Annotated in this window: 5 protein-coding genes; 2 read left to right on the forward strand and 3 right to left on the reverse strand. The window is 45.1% G+C overall.

All coding sequences use genetic code 11. The annotated features are described in order from the left end of the window. The 3 genes from B4033_RS02565 to B4033_RS02575 form a co-directional block, all read right to left on the reverse strand. Nucleotides 1-776 (reverse strand): acyl-CoA dehydrogenase family protein (locus B4033_RS02565; RefSeq protein ID WP_286831869.1); only part of this gene is annotated, 776 nt, incomplete at its 3' end. Between the two features lie 170 nt (nucleotides 777-946). Beyond that, entirely contained in the window at nucleotides 947-2,749 is a 1,803-nt protein-coding gene (locus B4033_RS02570) for an acyl-CoA dehydrogenase C-terminal domain-containing protein (protein WP_004891469.1), read from the reverse strand. Nucleotides 2,750-3,078: 329 nt separating this feature from the next. After that, nucleotides 3,079-3,708, reverse strand: coding sequence for a hypothetical protein (locus B4033_RS02575; protein ID WP_286831871.1), 630 nt, complete (start codon nucleotides 3,706-3,708; stop codon nucleotides 3,079-3,081). A gap of 134 nt (nucleotides 3,709-3,842) precedes the next feature. On the opposite strand from B4033_RS02575, the gene baeS reads away from it, so the two are divergent. Together baeS and B4033_RS02585 are read left to right on the forward strand one after the other, a co-directional pair. Then, entirely contained in the window at nucleotides 3,843-5,498 is a 1,656-nt protein-coding gene (gene baeS, locus B4033_RS02580) for a sensor histidine kinase efflux regulator BaeS (protein ID WP_076754258.1), read from the forward strand. A gap of 12 nt (nucleotides 5,499-5,510) precedes the next feature. Continuing rightward, on the forward strand, nucleotides 5,511-5,846 hold a 336-nt coding region (locus B4033_RS02585), incomplete at its 3' end, for a response regulator (protein WP_286831873.1).

Here is a 5,846-nt window from a genome sequence, read left to right on the forward strand (position 1 = left end):
CCCATTTTGTGTTCAATCGAACCTGGACCTACCGGATTACGTTCGCCCATTGAACCATCTTCATTCACCAAGAATTTAGGCACGATGAACAGGGAAATACCGCGAGAGCCCGCAGGTGCATCCGGTGTTTTTGCCAATACCAGGTGAATAATGTTCTCAGCCAGGTCGTGGTCACCACCAGTAATGAAGATTTTGGTACCGGTAATGCTGTAAGTACCATCACCATTGCGTTCAGCTTTGGTTTTGATGATACCGAGGTCAGTACCCGCATGTGGTTCGGTTAGACACATGGTGCCTGACCATTCGCCAGAGTAGATTTTTGGCAGGTAAGTTTCTTTCTGTTCTTGAGAACCATAGCTGTTCAGTGCCATACCCGCACCGACAGACAGCAATGGATACAGCATGAAAGAGGGGTTAGTAGCGAAAAGCATTTCATCTGACAGAACGGTCAGCATTTTTGGCATTTCCTGACCGCCCCATTCAGCATCAGCACCAAGGCCAATCCAGCCGCCTTCAGCATATTGTTTGAATGCTTCTTTAAAGCCTACAGGTGTGGTCACAGCGCCATTTTCATATTTCGCGCCTTCTTCATCACCGGTACGGTTCAATGGAAGGGTGACGTTCTGCGCAAATTTAGCCATTTCTTCAAGAATTGCTTCTGCTGTTGCAGCGTCTAAATGGGCTAAATTTTCATTGGCTTGCCAGAATTGTTCAGCATTGAATACATCGTTCAGGATGAATTTCATATCGGCAAGTGGCGCGTTATAAATTGGCATAGTGGGTCACCTGTTTCTTGTTTGAATCGATTGATTTTGAGTCAGTCTAATGCATTAAAAATCTTATTATTAGACGACTAAAGGTTAATTCTGTAACGCTTTATAAAGAAAAAGGACGCTTTAAAAGTAACCGTCCTTTTCCTTGTTTCTGCATTTAAAATTGCATCAGCTTAGAATGCGAAATGTTCCGCATCCAGGCTCATTAACGGCTCTACACCAGTCGCAATCACGTCAACATGCGAGCGTACACGTGGCAGGATCTTCTTGAAGTAGAAGCGTGCAGTGGTTACTTTGGCATTGTAGAAGTCGACATCGGTAGTACCCGCAGCCAAGGCTTCTTGTGCAACCAGTGCCATACGAGCCCATAGGTAAGCAAGCGTTACATAGCCAGAGAAATACATGTAATCAACTGCCGCAGCACCGACTTCTTCAGGGTTTTGCATTGCACGCATACCAATTTGCATGGTCAAATCGCCCCATTCTTTGTTCAGCGCTGCAAGCGGTTCAACAAATTCTTGCATTGCTGCGTTGTCTTTGTTGGCTTCTGCGAATTTGTGAATGATCTTGGTGAAGTCTTTCAGCATCGCGCCTTGCGTACCCAGAACCTTACGACCTAACAAGTCAAGTGCTTGGATTTCAGTAGTACCTTCGTATAAGCAAGCAATACGTGTATCACGTACGATTTGCTCCATACCGTGCTCGGAAATAAAGCCGTGACCACCAAACACCTGTACACCGTGTTTTGCAGCTTCTGAACCGGTTTCGGTCAGGAAGGCTTTGGCAATTGGCGTCAATAAAGACAAGATGTTGTCAGAGAATTTACGATCTTCTTCAGTTGCACCTTGTTCAACGATATCTGCGTGTAGACTCAACAGATGCACTAGTGCGCGACCACCTTCTGCAAATGCTTTCTGCGTCAACAGCATGTTACGTACCGCAGGATGCACAATGATTGGATCTGCTTCTTTTTCAGGGGCTTTCGGGCCAGAAAGTGAACGCATTGCCACACGGTCTTTGGCATAAGCCAATGCACCTTGGAAAGAACCTTCAGATGCTGCAAGACCTTGAACGGCTGTACCAATACGCGCAGTGTTCATGAACGTGAACATGCAGTTTAGACCACGGTTTTCAGGGCCAATCAAGAAACCTTTCGCGTTATCAAAGTTGATCACACAAGTTGCGTTACCATGAATCCCCATTTTGTGTTCGATTGAACCGCAACGAACTGCGTTACGCTCCCCTAAAGAGCCATCTGCATTTACATTGAACTTTGGTACGATAAATAAAGAAATACCCTTAGTACCTTTAGGTGCGCCTGGTAAACGTGCCAATACGATGTGCACGATATTCTCTGCCATGTCATGTTCACCAGCAGAGATAAAGATTTTCTCGCCAGAAATTGCATAGCTACCGTCTGCTTGTGGTTCAGCTTTAGTACGGATAATACCTAAGTCAGAACCTGCATGAGATTCGGTTAAACACATGGTTCCGGTCCAGACACCTGATACCAGATTTGGCAGATAGGTATCTTTTTGTTCTTGAGAACCGTGGTGCTCAAGGGTACGTACCGCACCGTGAGATAGACCTGGGTACATGCCCCATGCCCAGTTTGCTGTACCTACCATTTCTGAAATCACGTTTCCTAAAGAAACAGGTAGACCTTGACCGCCATATTGCTCTTCAGCAGAAAGCGATGGGAAACCCAGTTCGATATATTTTTGATACGCTTCTTTAAAGCCGGTCGGCGTGGTGACTACACCATCGTTCCAGGTACAGCCTTCGCGGTCGCCCACCTGGTTTAAAGGAGATAATTCGTTTTCACAGAAGTCTGCAGCAGCTTCTAAATATTGGTCAACTAACTCACGGCTTACGTTTCCAGAGAATGCAGGGAGTTTTGCATAATGTTCTTCAGCATTTAATAATTCATGCAAAACAAATTGCATATCACGTAGTGGCGCTTTGTATTGTGGCATATCGGTTTCCTCAATACTGGTTTATACCAGCGTTATAATCCTGAATTAAATTGAAACGTGCCTTCATTGACACGTATTGACATGGTCTAATCGTGCAACATCTTCCTTGTTGGCACAAGCATTTCAAGGCTATTTCTTGGTGACTGTAAAGTCAAAGATAATTACCCTTGAAATCTTAAGTATATTGAGTGTAAACGTTTTTATAAAAAAATATCTGACACGAATGGTCAAAAACCTGCACACTTAGATAGACTTAGTTCTAACAATCAACACGCATAAAAAAAGACACCCGGAAGTGCCTTTTTTAATAATAAATTTGAAACGTTCAGTTAAGACGCCTTAACGGCTGGTGCTTTAACTGGAGCATTTGGCTGGAAACGGACGTGACACTGACCATTAATGGTTTTTTCACCTATTTTGAGCTGTACAGCTGCGCCATCTTTTTTACCTTGACAGGCCTGAACAGCAGCTTTTTGCTGTGCCTGACGTTGAGCCAGACGCTGGTCAAACTGTTTTACCATTTCCGCACGTTGCGCATCAGTCAGTGCTTCACCACGGTTTAATGCTCCGCGAAAGTCACCACGCATTGGGCGATGTTCACCTTTCATACCACGGAACTCGCTACGCGCAGCTTTCATATCTTTACGGTCTGCTTTGAAAGAGATCTGACAAGTACCGTCTACAGTTTTATCACCGGCTTTCACCTGAATTGCACTGCCAACAGCTTTGTTATCACAGGCCTGTTGCATTTGCTTATGCAGCTGCGCACGTTGTGCACGCATTTGCTTGAACTGTTCACGCTGTTCTGCAGTCAGATGACGACCTTTATGATCTTGATGATGTTTCATCATTTGCGAATGATCTTCACTTGGTGCATGCTTGGTCGATTGACACGCGGTCAATGCCCCCATTGATAACACACTTGCACCCAGGACGATGATTTTTGTCATTGCTTTCATTGAATTTTTCCAAGCCACGAGCCTGATCTGTATGTTGCAAAGAATAAACAATAAAGATGAAGAAACAATGAAGAGTTTTTTCAGCTTGTGTTCGCTACAATAATGAATCTAGAGGAAAAACTGAGACTCTGCTTTTGAATATTCGCCGCATTCCGATTGCACTCCGGCTGTTTTTAACAGTGCTGTTTACCACCTTGGTGATTACCACGGTGAGTCTCGGTGTGCTTCATCTCAACATGCAGCGTAATTTCACCCGCTATGTTGCCGATGTGGAAATGCAGAAACTTGATCATGTCATTGAAAACCTGGCCGAAGTCTATGGCGTTTATAATGACTGGGGCAATGCAATTCAGGCTCAGATCCTACAGATCGAAGGTGAGGCAGCGCCGGACGATTATGACCGTTTGTCACGCTGGTGGTTACGTCGTCAGTATGATATTGCCTTACAGCAACGTTATTTTCAGGATCACACCCTAGCCAATGTAGCACCAAGCCTGATGGGCACAGATGCTGAACAACGTACTGTAAATGAGGAAGAACTGCGTGTATTGGCAGCAAATTTACCTTCGCAGTTTCAGCCTTTTGAAGGTTTGAAGTTCCCGCTGAGTTCTAATCAGAACCTGTTTAGAACCGATCGTAAAAATGGCTCGCAGTTAACAACGCAGCCGCAAGCGGGTAAAAAACAGTTTATCCAGATGCCTGACCGTTTGGGTCTGAGCTCACGTTTATCTCTTTATGATGCCAAACGCCGTTTTGTCGTGGGTGAACCTTCGGATGAGCAGATTTCTTATCGCCCGATTATGGTAGACGATAAAATTGTCGGTTACCTGGGGCTAAAACCGGTACTGGATCAGGAAGATGCATTAAGTATCAATTTCTTTAGTAATCAGAAACGTTACCTGTTCCTGGTATATGGCCTCAGTATCCTGACCAGTCTCATCGCTGCACTCTTGTTAGCGACTTATTTCAAAAAGCCGATTCAACGCTTGTTGCAAGGTACACGTGAGTTAACCAAAGGCAATTATCAGCATCAGGTTAAAGTTAACCGCAATGATGAGCTGGGTGATTTATCCAATGAGTTAAATCAATTAGCTGTCATTCTCAATCAACATGAGACTTCACGTCGCCAATGGGTAGCGGATACCTCACATGAACTGAAAACACCACTAGCCGTGTTGCAGGCACAGATTGAAGCGATGCAGGATGGAATCCGTAAGCCAACCCCAGAACATTTTGCTTCGATGCTGGCACAGGTGACCAGCCTGAAAAAACTGACTCTAGATTTGGCAGCCCTGGCACAGGCTGATGCCCAGCAATTGCAGATGTATGTCAGTACGATTAATCCATGGGATGTGGTACAGCAGGAATTAATGAACTTCCATCCAAAGTTTGAACAGGCGCAATTAACTGTGACTGCGGAAGGTGAAGGCGCAGATGTAGAGCTGGATCTGGACCGCTTTAAACAGATCGTGGCCAATTTGCTGAGCAACAGTATTCGCTATACTGAAACGGGTGGACAGGTACATATTCATACTGAACAGAATGACAAAGAATGGACCTTATATGTCGATGACAGTCCGTTTGGTCTGACCGATGAACAGCTGGCCCGAATAGGTGAACGTTTCTATCGTGTAGATGACTCGCGTACCCGTGCCACTGGTGGTACCGGACTGGGTTTGGCATTATCGTGTAAAATTACGCAAGCATTAGGTGGAAGTTTAAGCTTCGATCATTCGCCACTCGGTGGATTACGTTGCAAGCTGACTTTTCCTAAACAAATAAAATCATAAGGAAGTTTATTCATGAAACACATTATGCTGGTTGAAGACGAAGTCGAACTTGCACAATTGGTGCGAGACTATCTAGAAGCTGCTGGTTTTGAAGTCAGCATGTTTCATGATGGACAGGAAGCTTATAACAGTTTCACTCAACGTAAGCCGAGCCTGATGATTCTGGACCTGATGGTGCCACGTATGGATGGCCTGACCATCTGCCGTAAGGTGCGTGAGCAGTCCGATCTACCGATTATTATGGTAACGGCACGTACTGAAGAAATTGACCGTGTACTCGGCCTGAATATGGGTGCAGATGACTACGTCTGTAAACCATTTAGTCCGAAGGAACTGGTCGCGCGCGTG

This window comes from Acinetobacter sp. UBA3132, from assembly GCF_002364825.1.
GTDB classification, from domain to species: Bacteria; Pseudomonadota; Gammaproteobacteria; order Pseudomonadales; family Moraxellaceae; genus Acinetobacter; species Acinetobacter schindleri.